The sequence below is a fragment of the Sediminibacterium sp. KACHI17 genome, assembly GCF_040362915.1.
Lineage (GTDB): Bacteria > Bacteroidota > Bacteroidia > Chitinophagales > Chitinophagaceae > Sediminibacterium.
The window spans coordinates 2,500,010-2,520,339 of the sequence record NZ_AP029612.1; the positions used below are offsets into that span (position 1 = coordinate 2,500,010).

18 protein-coding genes are annotated in these 20,330 nt (G+C 39.1%); 10 read left to right on the forward strand and 8 right to left on the reverse strand.

Annotated features, from left to right (window positions below):
* The first annotated feature begins 10 nt into the window (after window positions 1–10).
* Complete coding sequence (locus tag ABXG83_RS11165; RefSeq protein WP_353548945.1) at window positions 11–814, forward strand: prolyl oligopeptidase family serine peptidase; 804 nt, start codon at window positions 11–13, stop codon at window positions 812–814.
* Here the strand turns inward: ABXG83_RS11165 and ABXG83_RS11170 are convergent.
* The 8 genes from ABXG83_RS11170 to ABXG83_RS11205 all read right to left on the reverse strand — a co-directional run bounded on the left by ABXG83_RS11170 (window position 811) and on the right by ABXG83_RS11205 (window position 10,544).
* Window positions 811–1,584, reverse strand: a complete 774-nt coding sequence (locus tag ABXG83_RS11170; RefSeq protein WP_353548946.1) for a TIGR02757 family protein — start codon at window positions 1,582–1,584, stop codon at window positions 811–813. The genes ABXG83_RS11165 and ABXG83_RS11170 overlap by 4 nt on opposite strands.
* A gap of 48 nt (window positions 1,585–1,632) precedes the next feature.
* Window positions 1,633–2,169: a dihydrofolate reductase family protein gene (locus ABXG83_RS11175; RefSeq protein ID WP_353548947.1), complete on the reverse strand. Its 537-nt coding sequence runs from the start codon at window positions 2,167–2,169 to the stop codon at window positions 1,633–1,635.
* A 127-nt stretch (window positions 2,170–2,296) separates the two neighbouring features.
* Entirely contained in the window at window positions 2,297–3,091 is a 795-nt protein-coding gene (locus tag ABXG83_RS11180) for a TIGR00266 family protein (protein WP_353548948.1), read from the reverse strand.
* A 115-nt stretch (window positions 3,092–3,206) separates the two neighbouring features.
* Window positions 3,207–3,557 (reverse strand): GxxExxY protein, encoded by a 351-nt coding sequence (locus ABXG83_RS11185; RefSeq protein ID WP_353548949.1) that lies wholly within the window; start codon window positions 3,555–3,557, stop codon window positions 3,207–3,209.
* A 158-nt stretch (window positions 3,558–3,715) separates the two neighbouring features.
* Window positions 3,716–7,318: an efflux RND transporter permease subunit gene (locus ABXG83_RS11190; protein ID WP_353548950.1), complete on the reverse strand. Its 3,603-nt coding sequence runs from the start codon at window positions 7,316–7,318 to the stop codon at window positions 3,716–3,718.
* Between the two features lie 33 nt (window positions 7,319–7,351).
* Window positions 7,352–8,551: an efflux RND transporter periplasmic adaptor subunit gene (locus ABXG83_RS11195; protein WP_353548951.1), complete on the reverse strand. Its 1,200-nt coding sequence runs from the start codon at window positions 8,549–8,551 to the stop codon at window positions 7,352–7,354.
* 20 nt (window positions 8,552–8,571) lie between these two features.
* Entirely contained in the window at window positions 8,572–9,918 is a 1,347-nt protein-coding gene (locus ABXG83_RS11200) for a TolC family protein (RefSeq protein WP_353548952.1), read from the reverse strand.
* 11 nt (window positions 9,919–9,929) lie between these two features.
* The gene (locus tag ABXG83_RS11205) at window positions 9,930–10,544 is read right to left on the reverse strand and encodes a TetR/AcrR family transcriptional regulator (protein WP_353548953.1); all 615 of its coding nucleotides are present in this window, start codon (window positions 10,542–10,544) and stop codon (window positions 9,930–9,932) included.
* A gap of 211 nt (window positions 10,545–10,755) precedes the next feature.
* Here ABXG83_RS11205 and ABXG83_RS11210 point away from each other — a divergent pair, with 211 nt between their 5' ends.
* The 9 genes from ABXG83_RS11210 (at window position 10,756) to ABXG83_RS11250 (ending at window position 20,328) form a co-directional block, all read left to right on the forward strand.
* A complete protein-coding gene (locus ABXG83_RS11210) occupies window positions 10,756–11,397 on the forward strand; it encodes a DUF502 domain-containing protein (protein WP_353548954.1) in 642 nt (213 codons plus the stop codon).
* Window positions 11,398–11,522: 125 nt separating this feature from the next.
* Entirely contained in the window at window positions 11,523–12,593 is a 1,071-nt protein-coding gene (serC, locus tag ABXG83_RS11215) for a 3-phosphoserine/phosphohydroxythreonine transaminase (RefSeq protein ID WP_353548955.1), read from the forward strand.
* Between the two features lie 70 nt (window positions 12,594–12,663).
* Window positions 12,664–13,260, forward strand: a complete 597-nt coding sequence (locus ABXG83_RS11220; protein ID WP_353548956.1) for a TetR/AcrR family transcriptional regulator — start codon at window positions 12,664–12,666, stop codon at window positions 13,258–13,260.
* A 72-nt stretch (window positions 13,261–13,332) separates the two neighbouring features.
* Entirely contained in the window at window positions 13,333–14,658 is a 1,326-nt protein-coding gene (locus ABXG83_RS11225; protein WP_353548957.1) for an inositol-3-phosphate synthase, read from the forward strand.
* Window positions 14,658–15,107, forward strand: a complete 450-nt coding sequence (locus ABXG83_RS11230; protein ID WP_353548958.1) for a phosphatidylglycerophosphatase A — start codon at window positions 14,658–14,660, stop codon at window positions 15,105–15,107. Before ABXG83_RS11225 ends, ABXG83_RS11230 begins: the two co-directional genes overlap by 1 nt.
* Window positions 15,108–15,110: 3 nt before the next feature.
* Window positions 15,111–15,482: a GtrA family protein gene (locus tag ABXG83_RS11235; protein WP_353548959.1), complete on the forward strand. Its 372-nt coding sequence runs from the start codon at window positions 15,111–15,113 to the stop codon at window positions 15,480–15,482.
* Between the two features lie 8 nt (window positions 15,483–15,490).
* Complete coding sequence (locus tag ABXG83_RS11240; protein ID WP_353548960.1) at window positions 15,491–18,043, forward strand: DUF5686 family protein; 2,553 nt, start codon at window positions 15,491–15,493, stop codon at window positions 18,041–18,043.
* 31 nt (window positions 18,044–18,074) lie between these two features.
* Window positions 18,075–19,385 carry a DUF4833 domain-containing protein gene (locus ABXG83_RS11245; RefSeq protein WP_353548961.1) on the forward strand — a complete coding sequence of 437 codons (1,311 nt, stop codon included), beginning with the start codon at window positions 18,075–18,077 and terminating at the stop codon, window positions 19,383–19,385.
* Between the two features lies 1 nt (window position 19,386).
* A complete protein-coding gene (locus ABXG83_RS11250; protein ID WP_353548962.1) occupies window positions 19,387–20,328 on the forward strand; it encodes a phosphatase PAP2 family protein in 942 nt (313 codons plus the stop codon).
* The last annotated feature ends 2 nt before the right edge of the window (window positions 20,329–20,330 follow it).

Genomic DNA, 20,330 nt, shown 5'->3' on the forward strand with positions numbered 1-20,330 from the left:
AAATCTTCCTTTGATCATTTACGTCCAAGGTTCTGGTAATAAATCACTTTTTTATAGAGATGTCTCCGGACGAATCATTCCGCAAGCAGGACATATTGGAATAGCTGAGCAGTTAAATAATAAAGCAAGATTACTCATCGTAGAAAAGCCGGGTGTACAAACATTTCAGCAGGATGATTATAATCCTGTATTCGACAAATTATTTTCTTTGGATTCATGGGTGAAACAAATAAAAAATGCTACCGAATATGTATTGAATAATCAACTGGCGAAGCCTTCAAGAGTCATGGTCATAGGCCATTCCGAGGGCGGTGTTGTTAGTGCAGCGTTAGCAAGACAAATGAAGCCTGTTATAACACATACAGCAATTCTGGCAGGCGAAGGTTTATCACAACTTTTCAGCCTTTATATGCTTGCTTCTCGCGGGCAATATTTTTATCAAGAAGAAAAGGATACACAAAAAAGAGTAGATTCAATCGTGTCTGTATGGGATGAGATTTTGAAAGACCCACTCTCGACAACAAAGAAATTTTGGGGATTTACCTATTTAAGATGGTCCAGTATGCTTAAAACATCTGTTTACGATGAATTACAGGAATACAATGGTAAATTATTTATCATACAGGGTGATGCAGATATTCATGTGATTCCCGAAAATGCAATAGCCTTATATACTGGACTAAAATCGAAGGGCTTAGATGTACATTTCAATATGATCAGAGATGCAGACCATTCCTTCAATCTTGTTTCCAAAAAACAATCTTTATGGAATGATGTATTGGCCAACTGTATTAGTTGGTTTCTAGTGAACTAATACTTCTCCATCACCCCCAATCCAAATAAAGCAAAATCATATTTCACAGGATCTTTTGGGTCTAGTGTTTTGAGATAGTCGGTGAGTTCTACTGCTGCTTGCCAATCCATTTGCTTTCTATCCAATAACTGAAACCGTTTAGCTACTCTGGCTACATGTAAATCGATCGGACAAATCAATTCTGATGGTTTGATCTTTTGCCAAATACCGAAATCAACTCCGGATTTATCTTTTCGTACCATCCATCGTAAAAACATATTGAGCCTTTTGCAAGATGACCCTTTGTAGGGCGTTGCAATATGTTTTTTTGTTCTGACAGGTGCGTCTTCCAATGAAAAGAAATATTGATGAAAGAATGTTAGTCTTGCTTCCATCTCTTTTTCCTTTGTTAGTATAAAGGCTGATTCTAATGAATCGTATTGGCGGTAATGATGCTTTAAAAAAGAAACAAAATAGAGTAGATCTGTAGCATTGAAAGTTCGATGCTTAAAGTGGATCAATTTTTTTAGATCTTTTTCCTGATGATGTATACAAAACTCATGTGGAGCATGATCCATGAGTTGCATGAGCTCAAAGGATTTTTGAATGATCGTCGTTCTGTTTCCCCATGCGAAAACGGCTGCAAAAAAACCTGCGATCTCTATATCCTGCTTTTTAGTAAATGAATGAGGTACACAGATAGGATCGTCTTTGATAAAAGAGGTCTGATTGTATTGTTGTACTTTACTATCGAAGAATTCTTTTAACGATTTCGTACTGTCTATCTTCATACAGTACAAAAATATCATAATCCCCTATCATCTGCGTACCCCTTTATATTAAGAGCTACTCTTCTGATACCATAGTTGTACTAAGCCTGAAGGGAAAGTTTTTGAATCTGTAAGCTTTAGTGACTGCTCAGGAAAATCATCTGCAAATAAGCGAATGCCACTACCTAGCAAATGAGGTATGATCGATATAATGAACTCATCGATCAACTCTTTTTTTAAAAGTGCATGAATGGTTGCAGCGCCACCATCAACAAAGATCGATCCCCCTTCTTCTTTTTGTAGTTGCTCGATCAGTCTTTCAGGAGTATCATTCCAGAAAGTGACATGCTCATCTTTTCCTTGTCTGGAAGTAGATATAACATAGCAACTCCTTCCTTGATGCGGGAACGGAACACCAAAACTCAATACCTTGTCATATGTTTTTCTTCCCATGATTACAGTATCAACTGTGCTAACAAATGCGGCATACCCATAATCCTCCGGGGGCGCTTCTACGATACTGAGAAAATCTAGGTTGTCTTCTTTTCCTGCGATATATCCATCTGTGCTGCAGGCGATAAATACGATTACTTTTCTTTTGTTCATGGTATGATTTTATTGTCAATAGCTGATGGCTGATAGCTTATAGTTCATAGCATATAGTATAGGTAGAACAATTGCTTATTACTTACTATATGCTATGAACTATAAGCCATCAGCTACCAGCTAAATTTTATCTCCATCCGTCACCGTCTAAAATATTACCAATGCCACCAAGGATACTGCCTTCCTCTTTCCTGCTATAAGTACCATACGCAAGAATTCTTCCTGCCAAGCGACTGATAGGCAAAGTTTGTATCCAGACAATACCAGGTCCGCGAAGTGTTGCGAAGAATAAGCCTTCACCTCCAAAAATGGTATTCTTGATGCCCCCTACAAATTGAATATCATAATCTACGCCTGAAGTAAAACCAACAATACATCCGGTATCCACTTTCAATAGTTCGCCGGGTTGTAATTGTCTTTGTACTACATGTCCGCAAGCATGTAAAAATGCCATTCCATCACCTTCTAATTTTTCCATGATGAATCCTTCCCCGCCGAATAAACCGGTTCCCAATTTTCGTTGAAATTCTAAACCAACACTAACACCTTTAGCTGCACAGAGAAATGCATCTTTCTGACAGATGATCTTATTCTGAAATCTGGAAAGATCAACGGGGATGATTTTTCCGGGATAGGGAGAGGCGAAGCTGACCGTTTTGATACCGCCGGTAACATTCGTAAATGCAGTCATAAAGAGGTTTTCACCAACCAGTACTCTTTTACCGGCATTCAAAAGTTTGCCTAATAATCCACCTTGTTGTTTGCTGCCATCACCAAATAATGTTTCCATTTGGATACCATCATCCATCATCATAAAAGCGCCCGGTTCAGCAATCGCTGTTTCATTCGGGTCTAATTCCACTTCCACATATTGCATCTCTTCTCCGTAGATCTTGTAGTCTATTTCGTGATTTTGTTTCATATCAAATATGTTTTAAAAATTAGTAGTCAAGTGACGATAAAGATTACATATCAGTTATAACTCGAGTAAAATAATCTGTGAATCTGTGGCTAATTTCTTGCCACAGATTCACAGATTACAGTATTATTCTTTGGTATTGCAATGACTTTTCATGAAAGTTTAATAGCAATCCTAGTTTTAATTTTGAAACAGCTAAATAATTTAATACCTGAGCCTGATGTTGTTCAATAATTCCTGCCTTTGATTTGACTTCTAAAATTATTGAGTTGTCAATAACAAAGTCAGCAAAAAATTTGTGCGGTAAAATGATGTTTTTATAGGTAATGGCATATTCTTTTTCTCTTTCATATATGATATTCTTTAACCTTAATTCATACTCGAAAGCATCTTTATAAACCACTTCTAAAAAACCTTTCCCAAGCGTCCTATGTATTTCCATACCAATACCAATTAATTGATACGTCAAATTCTGCAATGGGTAATCGTGCGTGCTATAGGTATTCATTTTATTGCCACTGAGGACACAGAGATACACAGAAATTGGTGCGTATTTACCGCAAAAAAACCGCCCCTGAGAACAGGGGCGGTGTGTGGATTATTACCAAAAACCAACTGTACACTATATTAGAACCAACTACCAATAAAGGCTTGGTTTACTGTTGCTACATTTTTCAAACGTTTTTCTCTCTTCTTTCTAGCCATTCTATTTCTGATCAATGTTGCCACCATCAATAACAAGAATATGATGGTCAATGGTGGAATACCCATGAAGCTGATCCACTTACCGCCAAACATTCTGCGCATAGGTCTGCGTAAACGTTCTGCGATCAGGTACATCGCAGGTACAATGATCAAGGTCATGAAGAATGCAAAGGTCAAACCAAAGATGATGGTCCAGCTCAACGGCTTCCAGAATACCACATTATCACCACCAAAGAAGATCCTTGGATTTAACTCAGAGAACAATGTCACGAAATTGATATTGAAACCAACCGCAATCGGGATGAATGCCAGGATCGCGGCAAGAGCTGTCAACAGTACCGGAATGATACGTGTTTTACCTGCCTGGATCACCGCTTCTTTTGTCTTCATACCTCTTGAGCGTAACTCATCCGCAAATTCGATCACAAGGATACCATTCTTCACTACGATACCTGCCAGACCTACGATACCGAGTCCGGTCATAAGTACGGATACTTCCATTCCTGTGATAGAGAAGCCAAGGAATACACCGATCACACTGAAAATGATCTCAGTTAAAATGATCACAGGCTTACTTACACTGTTGAATTGTAAAACGAGAATCAAAAGAATCAGTGCAAGGGCGATCAATAATGCTTTCAATAAGAAGGCACCTGTTTCCGCTTGTTGTTCTCCTTCACCGGTTTGTTTGATGGTTACACCATCCGGTAATCCTTTGAAGTCTGCGATATGCTTTGCCAATACCTGATTCACGGCTGTAGCATTGTATCCTTCTGTTGTCAATACATTAGAACGTAATGTGATCAAACGTTTTTGATTCTTTCTTTTTACACTACCCAGCGTGCTTGTTGGTTCAACTTTTACCAATGCGCTGATTGGAATATGTTTCACTGCACCACCCGCTGCCATATCTCTGAACGAGATACGCATATTCAACAGATCTGTTAAGCTTTTACGCTGCAATTCATTGTTGCGTAGTTGTATTTTATATTCTTCTTTTCCTTCCTTCACTTTTGAAACCTCTCTTCCGAATAATGCCGTACGAATTTCCATACCGATCTGTGCTGTAGATACACCCTCGATCAAAGCACGTTGTCTGTCAATAGATAAAGTGATCTCAGGGTTTTTCAAATCCACATCCATTTTCAATTCTTCTACACCGGGCACCTGAATAGAATCCAGATAATTCTTAAGTGATGTAGCACCTTTGATCATCGCATCAAAATCTTCACTAGCGATCTCAATATTGATTGGAGGATCGGTTGGCGGCCCGCCACTTTCCTGATCCACACTAATTTCTGAGCCTGGAATACCTTTCATCGCAGCACGGATCTGATCCAGATAAGGTCTAGTAGAAACCCCATGTCTCTTTTCAAATTCTACGAATGAAACCTGGATACGACCCAATTCACTTCTTGTACTTCTGTCGCCTGCTGTTGGGTCACCTGCACCCACCGCTACGTTACTGATCACACTTTCTACAATTGGATTTTGTTTGCCATTCTCAGTACCCAATATTTTATTCACCCTTCCTTCCAATACTTTGGTAACAGAATCTGTGTATTCCACATTTGTACCAACAGGTAATTTCAGGTAGACAAAAATTTGATTGGGATCACCTTTCGGGAAGAATGTAACCGGAATACGTCCACTTCCTATTGAGCCAACAAATATGAACATAGAGATAAAGAACAATGCAATGGTTCCCAATAACAGGTGTACGGGTCTCCATCCGTTCAATGCCCATCTCAATAAACTTTCATAATGACTCATGATCCATGGCAAAGCCTTATTCTGGAAATTATGGATGGCGTCATCCAAAATATATCTGTTGAATACGACCAATATCATGAAGAACAGCAGTAAGTTACCCCAGAAGGTAGCGCCTGCGATATCCAATAAAATACCAATGGCAATTGCGATCCAGAAACCTCTCTTCTTGAAGATGGCACTCTTCGGTTCTTTTACACCGTGTTCGTCTTCATGATTCATGAAGTCAACCGCAAAAATGGGGTTCATGATAAATGCTACTACCAGTGATGCGGCCAATGTAAAGATCAACATCGTTGGCAGGTATACCATGAATTTACCAATGATACCCGGCCAGAATAATAGCGGGAAGAATGGTGCAAGTGTAGTTAATGTACCAGCTAATACCGGTATGAAAACTTCTCCGGCTGCGATTCTCGCAGAAAAAGCGGAAGTGAGTTTACCCTTGCCTTCCATAAAGATGCGGTGCGTATTTTCAATAACTACGATCGCATCATCCACAATGATTCCCAATCCAAATAATAACGCAAACAGTACAATGAAGTTGAGTGTAACATGTGTTCCAACGATAAGATCAGCGCCCGGTAAGAATACAAAGGCAACAAACATACTCAGTGGAACAGAGAGTGCCACAAAGAATGCATTTACTACACCCATGAAGAACATCAATACGATCAATACCAGTACGAACCCAATGATAATGGAGTTTACCAATTCATTGAATGAAGTCCTGGTCTGAATACTTTGATCTCCTGTGATCACAGCTTTCATATCCGTTGGATATAAAATACCTTTACCCTCTTCAACGATCTTTTTAACTCCATCACTGGTTTCGATCAGGTTCTCACCACTTCTTTTAATGATGTTCAGTGTTACTACATTTTTACCATCCAATCGCGCATAACTTTCTCTTTCTTTGATCGTATCAATCACATGTGCAATATCTTTCAGGTAAATAGGAGCGCCATTTGCATTTCTGATGATCAGCTGCTGTAGATCAAAAGCAGTTTTTAATTGCCCTTTTAACTGCAGGTTACGTTTCATGTTCCCTACTTCCAGCAGACCGCCTGAAATGTCAAGGTTTTCACGTTGTACAGCAGCAGTGATATCATCAAAAGTCACTCCAGCACTTTGCATGCGATAATTGTCGACATTGATCTGGAATTCACGCTCAGGAGCACCAACGATATCAACGCGGTTGATCTGTGGCAGGTCTTCCAGTTTATCTTTCATGTCATCTGCATATTTCTTCAAGCGGGGAAGATCATAATCACCGCTCAGGTTCACATACATGATGGGCTGTTCGCTGAAGCTTACTTCAAGAACCGTAGGTTCTTGTGTAAGATCATTCGGAAGGTCTTGTTTTGCTTTATCTACGGCATCTTTTACCTTCTGTAATGCGATATCTGTTTTAACATCGGTATCAAACTCTACCATGATGGCAGAGAAATCCTGCTGCGATGTACTGGTAAATTTTTTGATCTTGGCACCGGTAATACCCTTGATTTGTTTTTCAATAGGACGGGTAACAAGATTCTCGATATCTTTTGGTGAGTTACCTACATATACGGTTTGTACGTAGATAGTAGGGATCACGATATCCGGAAATTGCTCTTTGGGTAAGGTGATGAATTGGTAGATACCTGCCAAGCTCACAAATAACATCATCAGATAAATCGATGTTTTGTTTTTGATACTCCAGGTCGTAGGTCCGAATTCTTTGAACTTACCTTTTATATTTTCTAATGCACTCATACAATTAGTTTAATAGATCTTGAATCTTAATGCCTACTTAGCGTTGGTAGTAATTATCTGACCATCATATAGACTTTGATAGCCTTCTGTAATTACCATATCGCCTGTCTGTAAACCGGATTTTACTTCCAGTTTATCACCATAGAATTCTCCTACAACAACCATTTTCTTTTTAGCGATCATCTTGCCGTTTTCTTTAACAGCTACCATTACATACTTACCTTTCTCATCATTCTGTAAAGTGTTTACAGGAACAGTGATGGCATTATTGATGGTATAATCTTGGATCTGTACCATCGCAATTTGATTGGGTCTGAAATCTTTATCATTCGGCATTCTTGCTTCAATAAAGAAGCTGCGGCTGATTGGATTGATGATTTTTCCCGATACAGATATTTTCGCTTCAATGGTCTTATTGATATCAGGTAAGGTTACTTTTAAGCGTGTTCCGTTATTCACACGGTCAATATAGTTTTCAGGAACTTCAGTGGTTACTTTCAGATTACTTGTATTGACGATCTTGATCTGACCCGGACCGGCGAAGATCTCACCCACACGAATGTTCACATCTTCAGCCACACCACTTACATCACTGTATACAGAAGTGAAAGCCAGTTGTTCTCTGCTTAGCTTTACTTGCTCTTCAGCACTTTTCAATTGGTTCTCGAGTGTTTCTACATTGTTTTTTGCAGTGATCAATTGCACTTCAGTACCAATATTCTGTTCCCACAGATTCTTTTGCTTTTGATATAATGTCTTAGCAAATGACAATTGTGTCTTCAGTGTTTCAAGACCTTGTTCAGCTGCGATCACACTTTGACGCTGTAAAGCATCATCGAGTTTTAAGATCAATTGTCCTTTCTTCACCACATCTCCACGTTTGATATAGACAGCTTTTACTTGTCCGCCACCACCGCGTGGAGTCACGAAAGAAATATTCTCTGATTCGATCTTACCCTGCAGATCGATATAATGCGTAAAGGTTTCAGGAGCTACTGCTGTTAATGCAACTAGTTTTGCATTGTCTGGCTTGGCAGAAGCCGGATCTAATTTTGCAATTTCTGCTTCAAGCTTAGCGATCTCTGCATCAATGCCATCCTTTTGTTTTTTTAACTCAGCCAGTTTTGCTTTTTGCTCAGCTGCGGCACCGCTGTTTGCTTCAGTAGAACCTGCACCACAGGAAACCAGTGTTACAGAAGCAGCGAGTACCAGAATAGTGAATATCTTTTGCATATACTTAGGTTTATTGGTATTTATAGTTTTCCGATTGCTTTTAAATAATCTACCCTGGCAATGATCGCACTGTACAGGGCACTGATATAATTGGTTTGTGCGGTCACCAGATCTGTTTGTGCTGCAGTGATCTCGGTATTTGAACCGGTACCTACTTCATATTTTTTCTTGGTCTGGTTATATACACTTTCCGCCAGCTGCATGTTTTTCTTTTGAAAATTCATGGTTGCAATGGCAGTTTTGAAGTTCACTCTTGATTGCGCTACTTCATTATCGATGCTGAGTTTCAGGTTATCGATCTGATTCTCTGTTTGCTTCAATTCAAAACGCGCTTTTTTGATCCTTGCATCTCTTCCAAAGCCATCAAAAATGGGAATCGATACATTCACGCCGATGAATGAAGTCGTGAACCAATCACCTTTACCAAAAAAGTCAAACTTATTTCTCTGTGCATTTTTTGTATAGGAACCTGATAAAGCAACAGTTGGTAAATAGCTTAATTGATAACGTTTGATGTTGAACTCATTCAGTTTTTTACCCAGACTTAAATACTGAAAGTCTTTTCTGTCTGCATAATTGTAGGCAGTATCCAATGTAAAATCTTTACTGATCTGATCTTCACTTAAACGATCGGTCAAGATCAGGGTATCATTTACCGGCATGCCCATTAAGGTTTTTAGTCCCATATATCCCAGATCGATACTGTTCAGTGCTTTTAACTTTTCTGTTTGCAGATTCGCAACCTGAACTGCGATTTTGTCGAGGTCTAGTTTCTCTGCAAAACCATTTTTGTACAGCTCTCTGGTATCATTTTCCAGTTTCGATAATCGATTGATGTTAGCATCCAACAGATCGATCTGTGTTTTGCTGACCACCAGTTGATAATAGATCTTGTGAATGTTCGTTTTGATCATCTCTTCTGTCACTTCCTTGTTCTTGGTCTGGAATTCCATGGAAGTTCTACGGGCTTGTAAGCCAATGAAGACCTGTCCATCAAATAATAACTGCTGAACCTGAACAGTGGCTGAAGCGTTGTACTTAACCCCAAAACGAACGGGGATAAAGGTTCCGGCTGCTCCTCCGAAAAATTCTCCGGGTAATAAAGAAACAGGTAATTGTAAATAATCATTACCGCTGACATTACCGGTAACTGTTGGTAATGCAGCCGCAGTGATATCGCGGTTGGTTTGGTTTTGCACCTGAATATTCAACAATGCATTTTTTACCTGAACATTGTTTTTATTGGCATAATCAACGCATTGCTGAATGGTAAATTCATGCTTTGCAGGATTTTGAGCGTTGGTAAGAATACTTATCAATGCCAGCCCCATCAGTAAAACCAATCTTGAGATCCTTCTTTCGTGCATAGGTTTTAGATTTATTTTTTTTGTCTTTGTTGCTTGTATTTTAAAATCAGTTTTTGTCCTTTTGCTGTTGCCATTCCAAACAGAAAATTATCGGTGATCTCTGCTATCACCTGGCCCGGTGTAAATTTGGAAGCGGGAAAATTCTCTTTGTCAAACATGAAAAACATGGTAACCAACCGAAACCGTGTCAATAACTCTACATGAATATCTTCACGGTATAACCCTTCTTGTATACCCCACTCCAAATTACTTTTGATCACTTCATGGAAGAATTTATTCTTGTGATCCAGGAATTTTTTATAGGCTTTTGGATGATATTTTTCCAAGTCGAACATGAGTGAAGGATTCATGTGCTTCAGCATTTCCTGAACCATGTCTACCGCCATGAAAATCTCATGAATGGCATTTTCACTTTGATTTCTGTGACCGGTACAGTCGTTTTTACTTCTTTCGATCTCGATATCAATCGTACCATCTACCAACGCATCTTTGTCTGCATAATACTGGTATATGGTCTTCTTGCTCATGCCCAGATGATTGGCGATCTCATCCATACTCACACTTCTGAGCCCATATCGCATGAATAATTCATGCGCTTTGATCAATATTCTTTCCTGCGTTTCCATAATCTAAATTCGCGCGCAAAACTATGGAAACTTTTATCGTTACCAAAGTTTCCATGTGTTTTTTGGATTAATTCTGTGTTAAACGGTCAATAAATCATATGAATGAAATGCTTATGACAGTTAGTTTTTGAGATGTTTAAAAGAACATCATATTGTATTCTAAGTGTGTATTTGTCGATTTCTTAGTTACTTTACATTGAAATCCAAACAGATGAGTAATGTGGATGTAAAAAACAGTCTTCGTGTATATCTCAAGAAACTGTTGCAATATTTTTTTCAGGGGATGATCGTACTGGCACCCATTGGTATTACACTTTGGGTGGTGGTTGGCTTATTTCGCTGGATCGATGGGTTTCTTCCCAATCTCATTAACTCTCTTTTCCCTGACCTACTCGAAAAAGATGCTGCCGGTAATTTAAGAAGCTTACCAGGATTGGGTTTTATTGTTGTGATCGCTCTGGTATTGCTCGTTGGATGGATCTCTTCTCTTTTTGTGGTCGGACGTTTAGTGACGTTATTAGATACAGTTCTTGAAAAAACGCCGGGTATCAAATTCATTTATTCATCTGTCAAAGATTTTCTGGAAGCTTTTGCCGGTAATAAAAAGAAATTCGATAAACCCGTACTCGTGAATGTAGATGGTGCTGATGTATGGCGTATTGGCTTCATCACTCAACAATCTTCTGAAGAGTTCGGTCTGCATAACCATGTAACTGTTTATGTGCCACACTCTTATGCCATTTCCGGTATCACTTATTTTGTGCCCAAAGAAAAGATCAAATCACTCCCCGACATCAGCGCCGCCGATGCCATGAAGTATACAGTATCAGGTGGCGTTACGGATGTAGAGTAGCATATAGCTTATAGTTCATAGCTTAATGGTTAATAAGAGACATTTTTTTAACTATAAACTATTGGCCATTAACTATATGCTATAAGCTCCAGACTTTCCCTACCTTGCGCATTCAAGCAATCGAAATGAAGGTTCATAATTTTAATTCGGGTCCGTCTATTTTGCCTAGAACTGTGATGGAGCAAGCGTCACAGGCCATTCTTGACTTTAATGGAACAGGATTGTCGATCCTGGAGATCGGACATCGTACCACTCATTTTCAGGATGTTTTACAGGAAGCTATCAGTAGTGTTAAACAACTGATGGATTTAAGTGATGATCATGAAGTTTTATTCTTGCATGGAGGTGCTACCACACAATTCATGCAGGTGCCTATGAATTTATTGGATGAAAAAGCGACTGCTGCTTATCATGTCAATGGTATCTGGGGTAAGAAAGCAGCTACAGAAGCAGCTTTATTTGGAAATGTAACGGTGGTAGCAGACAGCTCAGACCAGCAGAATACATATATCGGAAAAGATTTTACAGTTCCTGCATCTGCTTCTTACTTACACATCACTTCTAATAATACCGTTGAAGGCACACAGTGGCATCAATTCCCGGAAACAGAAGTGCCATTAGTAGCAGATATGAGCAGTGATATCTTTTGCAGACCGGCTGATTACAAACGATTTGGATTGATCTATGCAGGAGCGCAGAAAAATATGGGAGCCGCAGGTGTGAATATGGTAGTGGTACGAAAAGATCTGTTAGGAAAAGTGAGCAGAAAAATTCCAACCATCATGGATTACCAAAAACATATTGATGCCGGATCATTGATGAATACACCACCGGTATTTGCAGTATATGTTAGTATGCTCACTTTGCGTTGGATTCTTCAAGAAGGAGGATTAACAGAGATGGAAAGAAGAAATAAAGCAAAATCCGATCTTTTATATCAAACCATTGATAGTCTTCCATTGTATCGTGCACAAGTGGTTAAATCGGATAGAAGCCTTATGAATGCTGTGTTTTTCCTGAATGATCCATCATTGGAAACAGCATTTTTGGATCTCTGCAAGAAAGAAAATATGATCGGTGTAAAAGGTTATCGAACAGTAGGTGGTATACGTGTAAGCATGTATAATGCATTGCCATTATCGAGTGTAGAAGCGATCTGTGATCTGATGAAAGACTTCGCAATAAAACATGGATGATTTTTATAAACGGTTGTGACCGCAAATAAATTTTACCTACTTTTGGACCGAAAAACGATTTTGGTCGAAAATGATAGTAACGCAGAAAGAAGAGATCGTTAAAGACGACATCCTGAAAGAGGCGCAGAAATTATTCCAACAATTTGGTCTGAAAAAAACCACCATGGAGGATATCGCTAGGTCCATGGGCAAAGGTAAAAGCACCTTATATTATTACTATTGCAGTAAGGAAGAGATATTTGACGCCGTCATTAGTAAAGAAATGGCGGAGGTCTTCAATGAAGCAAAAGATGCGGCGGAAAAAGCCCAATCTGCGGAAGACAAGCTCAGGGTCTTCACCATTACCAAGATCAAAGCGCTTCAAAAAAAATCAAATTTATACAGGGTAGTACGTGGAGAAATGCAGGAAAACAATCGGTGCATGAAACACGTACATACAGAGTATGATCAACAAGAGGTCAGGCTGGTAAAGAATATTCTCAGTTTTGGCATTAAAAACGGGGAGTTCAGCAGTTCCATCAAAAAGGACCTGGATATTTTGCCGTCAGTGGTCGTGAGCTCTTTACGTGGACTTGAATTTGACCTGTTTGCGGGAAATAAATATCCGAAACTGGAGACCAGGATCGATTCGATCGTAAGTATTATGGTAAAAGGCATAAAAAAATAAAATAAAAAAGAGTTATATACGTCCCGATACCATCGGGACGATCATTTACAACAACAGAGAAAATCTACTAACATGAAAGAACAAATCCAACCTGCAAATGGCAAACTGGGTATCCTTCTTCCCGGCTTGGGAGCTGTGGCTACCACTGTTATTGCGGGCGTTGTGGCTGTGAACAAAGGCCTTGCTGAACCCATTGGCGCGCTTACACAAATGGGAAATATCCGTTTAGGAAAAAGAACTGAGAATCGTTATCCACTCATTAAAGATTTTGTACCTCTGGCACCTTTACAGGATGTGGTATTTGGTGGCTGGGATGTGTATAGTGATAATGTATATGAAGCAGCGATGAATGCAAAAGTGCTAGAATCTTCATTACTCAATGCGATCAAGCCTGAACTGGAAGCCATCAAACCTATGAAGGCTGTTTTTGATAAGTCTTATGTTAAGAATCTAGATGGTACACATATTAAACAAGCGGCTACTAAATGGGATCTGGCAAATGAAGTGATCAATGACATTGAAAACTTTAAAACTGCCCATGGTTGCGATCGCGTTGTGATTGTTTGGTGTGGTTCTACTGAAAGATATATTGAGCAATCAGCCGTTCATGAAACCATCGAATCATTTGAAGCCGGACTGAAAAACAATGATTCTGCTATTTCTCCAAGTATGATCTATGCATATGCAGCAATTAAGATCGGCGTTCCTTATGCGAATGGAGCACCTAACCTTACTTGTGATATTCCTGCATTGATTGAACTGTCAAAAGAAACCAATACACCGATCGGTGGTAAAGATTTCAAGACCGGACAAACCTTGATGAAAACCATTCTGGCACCGGGCTTACACGCACGTGCATTGGGTGTTCGTGGATGGTTCTCTACCAATATCCTCGGTAACAGAGACGGATTGGTATTGGATGATCCGGATAACTTTAAAACAAAAGAAGTATCTAAGTTGAGCGTATTGGAAGATATCCTTCAACCAGATATCAATCCGAAATTATATGGTGATCTGTATCATAAAGTAAGGATCAACTATTATCCTCCACACGGTGATAATAAAGAGAGCTGGGATAACATCGACATTTTTGGATGGCTGGGTTATTCAATGCAGATCAAGATCAACTTCTTGTGTCGTGATTCAATTTTAGCTGCACCGATCGTATTAGACCTCGCCATCTTCATGGATCTGGCTAAACGTGCTAATATGAGTGGTATTCAGGAGTGGTTGTCTTTTTACTTCAAGTCGCCACAAACTGCACCAGGATTAAGACCGGAGCACGATATTTTCAAACAACTCATCAAGTTGCAGAATACACTGCGTCATATGATGGGAGAGGATTTGATCACTCACTTAGGTCTTGATTATTATCAGGATCTGGTGGAAGCATTGTAATGAAAGTACAAAAAGCCATAGCCAGCTGTCTGGGTATAGGAACCATCAAAGGTGGCGGAACAATCACCGCTTTACTTTGTTGCATACCCTGGTATTTCGCCCGGACAGTTGGTTCTTTTGAAATGATTGCGCTTGTAGTAACTGTTGCCGCTACTGCATTGGGTGTGTGGACTGCAAATGTTGTGGAAAAGGAATGGGGGAAAGACAGCAGTAAAGTGGTCATTGATGAAGCAGCAGGGATGATGATCTCACTGCTCTTTGTCCCGGTCACTTTAAGTTATGTGGCAACTGGATTTATTTTATTTCGATTACTGGATATTACCAAACCACTGCTGATCAGAAGAACAGAATCACTCCCCGGTGGATGGGGTGTGATGATGGACGATATGATAGCCGGATTATATACCAACGTACTGTTACACACAATTATGTGGTTAAATGTTTTTTGACCGATGGTTACTTTTGTAAAAGCACAAGCTGCTTCTTTAGCGGCTACCATAGTTGACTTTTCTGTCTTTATCATATTGACAGAGTGGTTGAACTGTTGGTACCTGGCAGCGAGCATTACCGGAACCATCTCAGGGGGCATTACCAATTTTTTACTGGGTCGTGTATGGGTATTTGATGCAACACAGGGAAAGATCCCGCGGCAGGCATTCAAATATGTGTTGGTATGGATCGGTAATCTATTATTGGTATCAGGTGGTGTGTTTGTGGTTACAGAGTATGCACGACTCACTCCCCTCACCTCAAAGATCATTGTATCACTAATTGTAGGGTTCACCTATAATTATATGTTACAAAAAAAATTCGTGTTCAAATAATAACAAAAATGAAAACTAAAAGTGGCGTTGTAAAATGGGGGCTTCTGGCTTTATTCATGCTGACTGGCTTTATTCATGGCATGACACAAACGGTGGTAAAAGGAAAGATTGTTGACGCATTTAGCAAAGAACCATTGCAATATGTAAGTGTTGTATTTAAAGGAGGACGTGGTACTGTTACAGATAGCTTGGGTCAATATACTTTACGTTCATCGGGAAATATTTCAATGATCCTTGTCTCTTATGTTGGATATAAGACCATTCAACGTGATATCGTTGTTGGTAAAGAACAAACCATAGATCTTGAACTTGAGACCGATCCAAAAGCAGTATATAATGTTACCGTTTCTACCAATAAAAGAGCGAAGTATAGAAATAAAAACAATCCGGCTGTTGATCTTATCAGAAGAGTGATTGATAACAAACCACTCAACCGCCCGGAAAAATATGATTATGTAGAGTATGATCAGTATGAAAAACTGGAAGTGTCACTGAGTAGCGTTCCTGAAAAACTTGCTAATAACAGGATGTTGCGTAAGTACCAGTTTCTATTCGAAAATGTGGACTCTACAAAATTGCAGGGCAAAACATTGTTGCCTGTTTATCTCGAGGAAAAATTAGCACAAAAATATTATCGTAAAAATCCGGAGAAGACCAAGACCATCATCAGAGGCGAAAAAAGAGTGAACTATGGTGAGTATATTGATAATGATGGTGTGAGCTCTTATCTGAATAGATTGATCATGGATATTGATATTTATGACAACAATATTCCATTGTTCACATATCAGTTCCTCAGTCCTATTGCAGACCTTGCGCCTACATTTTATATGTACTATATCCGTGATACCATTACGGATGAAACAGGTAATAAGCTGATCAAAATGTATTTCACACCTAGAAATACAAATGACCTTTTGTTCCGCGGTAATATGTACATCACTCTTGATGGAAACTATGCAGTTCAGAAACTGGATATGTTCCTGAGCAGAAACGTGAACCTGAATTTCGTACGTGAATTACGCGTTGACCTCGACTTTGAAAAAAATCCGGATGGCCGTTATCATCTCAGTAAAAGCAATGTGATGGCGGAAGCCGCTGTTACCAAAGGATCTAGCGGAGGTTTCTTTGGAGAAAGAACTGTCTCTTTTAAAAACTACAAGATCAATGAAGCGAAACCGGACAGTGTATATGACGGTCCTGCAACAGTAAAACTGGAAAAAGTTGATAAGCTTCCTGATACTTTCTGGGAGAAAAACAGACACGATACACTTTCAGCAACAGAATCTAAAGTGTATGCCAATATCGATAGCCTTGAGAAAATGCCTTCTTTCCGAAGAACATTAGCATTGGCTACTTTCTTATTTGCAGGATATACTTCATTCGGCCCCTTTGAATTAGGACCCGCGGCAGCATTTTATGGATTCAATCCGGTAGAAGGGTTCAAACTAAGACTTGGTGGAAGAACAACACCGAAACTCAGTAAACGAATTTACTTTGAAACATATGGAGCATATGGTTTCAAAGATGAAAGATGGAAGTATTTCTTAAGTACGACCTATTCTTTGAACAATAAATCTATTTATACTTTCCCGCTGAAATTTATCAGGGCCAGTTACCAGCATGATACAAAAATTCCAGGTCAGGAATTGCAATTTGTGCAAGAAGACAACTTCTTCTTGTCTTTCAAACGCGGATTAAATGATAAGTGGATCTATAACGACATCTTCAAACTGGAATATGTACATGAATTTCAGAACAGATTGTCTTATACACTAGGATTCAGAAACTGGCGTCATACTCCGGCAGGATCTATTGTATATAATAAGTTCAACAATGGTGTGCTGGAGAATGTGCCATCGATCAATACCAGTGAAATATCTGCACAGGTTCGCTGGGCTCCGAAAGAACAATTCTATCAGGGTAAGGTGTACAGAATTCCGATCATTAATAAATATCCCATTTTCACCTTGCGATATACTGCAGGCGTAAAAGGACTATTCAATAGCGAATACAATTATCAGAACATCAATCTTCGTGTTGAAAAACGCGTATTTATGTCGCAATTGGGATATAGTGATATGGTACTCGAAGGTGGATATACATTTGGTTCCGCACCTTATCCTTTGTTAACGATTCATCGTGCCAACCAAACTTATGCATATCAGTTGAACTCTTATAACCTGATGAACTTCCAGGAGTTTGTGAGCGATCAGTTTGCGGCATTATCTATTGATCACCATTTCAATGGGCTCATTTTTAATCGTGTTCCATTATTGCGCAAATTGAAGTTAAGAGAATTGCTGACCATGAAAGTGATCTATGGTGGTATCAGAGATGAAAATAATCCTGATAAAAATCCGGATCTTATCAAGTTCCCGGTTACCAATGGACAAACTACCACATTCTCTTTGAATAGAAAGCCATATATCGAAGGAAGTGTGGGTGTAGGAAATATATTTAAGATATTCAGGGTAGATCTGGTAAGACGATTTAACTATAAAGAAAATCCAAATATCAGCACCTGGGGTGTGAGAGCACGTTTTAAATTTGATTTTTGATTCTATTACTTTGCATAGTAGTTAACGGTACATGGAAAAAATACCCTTACGAGTAAAATTACAGAAAGCCATTTACGTGGTCATCGATCCTTTTGTGAAAGGATTGATCAAGATCGGACTGACTCCTAATATGGTCACCATGATAGGGTTTGTGTTGAATATTGGTGTAGCCATCATTTTCGTGGAAGGAGGAGAACGCGGAAATCGCGGAGACCTTTCTTATGTAGGATGGGCAGGAGCGCTGATCCTGTTCGCCGGACTATTCGATATGCTTGATGGTCAAGTAGCCCGTCTTGGCAATATGAGTTCCTCATTCGGCGCTTTATTTGATTCTGTATTGGATAGATACAGTGAACTGATCATGTTCTTGGGTATATGTTATTACCTGATCGCACATCATTATTTTCTGAGTTCATTATTTGCATTCATTGCTATGATCGGTTCTATGATGGTAAGCTATACCAGAGCAAGAGCAGAAGGATTGGGAATTGAATGTAAAGATGGACTGATGCAGCGTCCGGAAAGGGTTGTCACCATTGGTGTTTCAGCGATCGCATGTGGTATTGTAGGTGAATACATTGGTGGTGATTGGAAATGGTATGTGAACGGAATCAGTTTTCATGTATTGGAAACCATGTCCATTTTTACTTTGCCACTTACACTAATGGCAGTATTGACCAATATCACAGCGATCAACCGGTTAAGAGGATCAAAAAAAGCATTGGATTTGAAAGACGAACAAATGAAAAAATCGAAATCAGCTATTTTACCATCAATCGTGATCGGATTATTGATCACATGTTCAGCAATTCCTGCGATGGCGCAGAAAGAATTGGCAGCAGTACAGATCGCAAAAGCAGCGATCGAACCTCAGGATACTTTTCCTGTTCCAAAAACCAATAATAAACAACTGTTTTATCTGCAAAGAACAGCTAATACAAATACCATTGTATGCGAACTTAATTACGATAAGAACGGACAACTGAATACATCTGATCCCGTACATGTTTATTGGATACGCTATACGGAAGGTGGAGTAAAAAAAGAACTTTCTTATATACAGCGTGTGTTTGCTTATGGTATCAAATCTCAAATGTTGGAAAAAGATTCTTATAAGCTGCACTTTGTCTCTTATAAAAAGAAACCCTTGTACCTGATGCGTTCTCAAAAAGACAATCAATACAAAGTATATACTACGATCAATAATCAACAGGCTGTATTAAGCAGAATATTTATTAAAGTTGACGGTGGTACTTTTTGGTCGCCCAATGTAGTGTATATGGAAATGAAAGGGGTGGATGAATACACAGGAAAAGAACTCATGCAACGTTTTAAACCCTGATATGACAGGTAGTTTCACTCAAAAAAATAGCAGTCTGTTCACAGCGAAAGATTTATTGATCACTTCGTCTGTTTCATTTACCTATTTGCTATTGAGCTATTGGCTGATCGGTTATAAACAAGATCAGCTGACTTTGGTGTTACTATTCAATGTATGCTATTATCTTTCTTTTATCACCCGAAAATTTATCCTTGGATTTGCCATCTTTATCGTGTTCTGGATCATTTTCGATTTTATGAAAGCATTTCCCAATTACAATTATCAGGAAGTGCATATTCAAAGTTTATATGAGACTGAAAAAAAATGGTTTGGTATCGATGATGCAGGAGCAACAATGACGCCCAATGAATACTGGGCTATTCATCATACTAAGTTCTTGGATGTATTGACCGGTTTTTTTTACCTGAGTTGGGTACCGGTACCACTCGGTTTTGCGGCATTTCTTTTCTTTAAGAATAGAAAATGGTTTCTTGAATTTTCACTCACTTTTTTGTTCGTTAATATCCTGGGATTTATTATTTATTACGCGTATCCTGCGGCGCCACCCTGGTACGTACAACAATATGGTTTTGATTTTATAGCCGGAACACCCGGTAACACAGCGGGATTACATCGGTTTGATGCATATTTTGATGTGACGATTTTTAAATCCTTGTATGAGAAGAGCTCTAATGTATTTGCAGCAATGCCTTCTTTGCACTCTGCTTATCCCTTGATCGTTTTATATTTCGGATGGAGATTTGATTTTAAATGGGTCAACTTATTATTTGCAACCATCATGTTGGGTATCTGGTTTGCAGCAGTTTATACTAGCCATCATTATGTATTGGATGTTTTGGCAGGTATCACATGTGCAATTATCGGGATCGTCGTTTTCTTAAGATTATCGCAGCAAAAAACCCTTTCAAAGTGGATAGAGGCCTATGCTCGTCATATAGACTAGCC